Below are 1,152 nucleotides of genomic sequence, written 5' to 3' on the forward strand. Positions count from 1 at the left end.
CCGGGGGCCGCCTCCCGAGGAGGCCCCCGGAGCGGTGGAGCCGCACCCGCACCGAGAGGGAGCGGCCGGTACCGCACCCGCACCCGCACCGAGACGAGGAGCACGTGGTGACCACACTGCACGCGTACGAGACCGAGGTGACCTGGACCGGGAACCTCGGCGAGGGCACCAGTCACTATCTGGCGTACGAACGCGACCACGAGGTGACCGCCGCCGGACCGCCCCCGATCGCGGGGAGCGCGGACCCGGCGTTCCGCGGCGATCCGGAGCGCTGGAATCCGGAGCAGCTGCTGCTGGCCTCGCTCTCCCAGTGCCATCTGCTCTGGTACCTGCACCTGTGTTCCGTGAACGAGGTCGTGGTGACCGGGTACCGGGACCGGGCAGGGGCCGTCCTGTCGGAGGACGGGAGCGGTGGCCGGATGACCGAGGCGGTGCTGCGGCCGCGGGTCGAGGTCGCGGACGCCGGGATGGTGGAGAAGGCGATGGCCCTGCACGCGGACGCGAACCGGGCCTGCTTCATCGCCAACTCGGTGAACTTTCCCGTGCGGCACGAGCCGGCCGTGAGCGTGCGCGAGGCGGACGATTCGTGAGCGGGACCGGGACGACGCGGGCCGGCTCGGGTGAGAGCGCCGAGAGCGAGGTCGTCGACCTCTGTCGTGACCTGATCCGGATCGACACCAGCAACTACGGGGACCACTCGGGGCCGGGCGAGCGGGCGGCGGCCGAGTACATCGCTTCGATGCTTTCGGAGGTCGGTCTGGAGCCGCGGATCTTCGAGTCCCACAAGGGGCGTGCGTCGACGGTGGCGCGGATCGAGGGTGAGGACTCCTCCAAGCCGGCTCTGCTGATCCACGGCCACACCGACGTCGTCCCGGCCAACGCGCACGACTGGACGCACCATCCCTTCTCCGGGGAGATCGCCGACGGGTGTGTGTGGGGCCGGGGTGCGGTCGACATGAAGGACATGGACGCGATGACCCTCGCGGTCGTCCGCGACCGGATGCGCAGCGGCCGCAAGCCCCCGCGCGACATCGTGCTCGCCTTCCTCGCGGACGAGGAGGCCGGAGGGACGTACGGTGCCCGCTACCTCGTCGACAAGCACCCTGACCTGTTCGAGGGCGTCACTGAGGCCATCGGGGAGACGGGCGGCTT

At 71.2% G+C, this 1,152-nt stretch carries 2 protein-coding genes; both read left to right on the forward strand.

The genetic code is table 11. The features are described 5' to 3' along the window. The first annotated feature begins 107 nt into the window (after window positions 1-107). Window positions 108-590, forward strand: coding sequence for an OsmC family protein (locus ABZV94_RS41765; RefSeq protein ID WP_356350346.1), 483 nt, complete (start codon window positions 108-110; stop codon window positions 588-590). After that, a partial coding sequence (locus ABZV94_RS41770) for a M20/M25/M40 family metallo-hydrolase (protein ID WP_356350348.1) occupies window positions 587-1,152 on the forward strand: 566 nt, incomplete at its 3' end. The genes ABZV94_RS41765 and ABZV94_RS41770, both read left to right, overlap by 4 nt.

This window comes from Streptomyces sp. NPDC004658 (assembly GCF_040609555.1).
Taxonomy (GTDB): Bacteria; Actinomycetota; Actinomycetes; order Streptomycetales; family Streptomycetaceae; genus Streptomyces.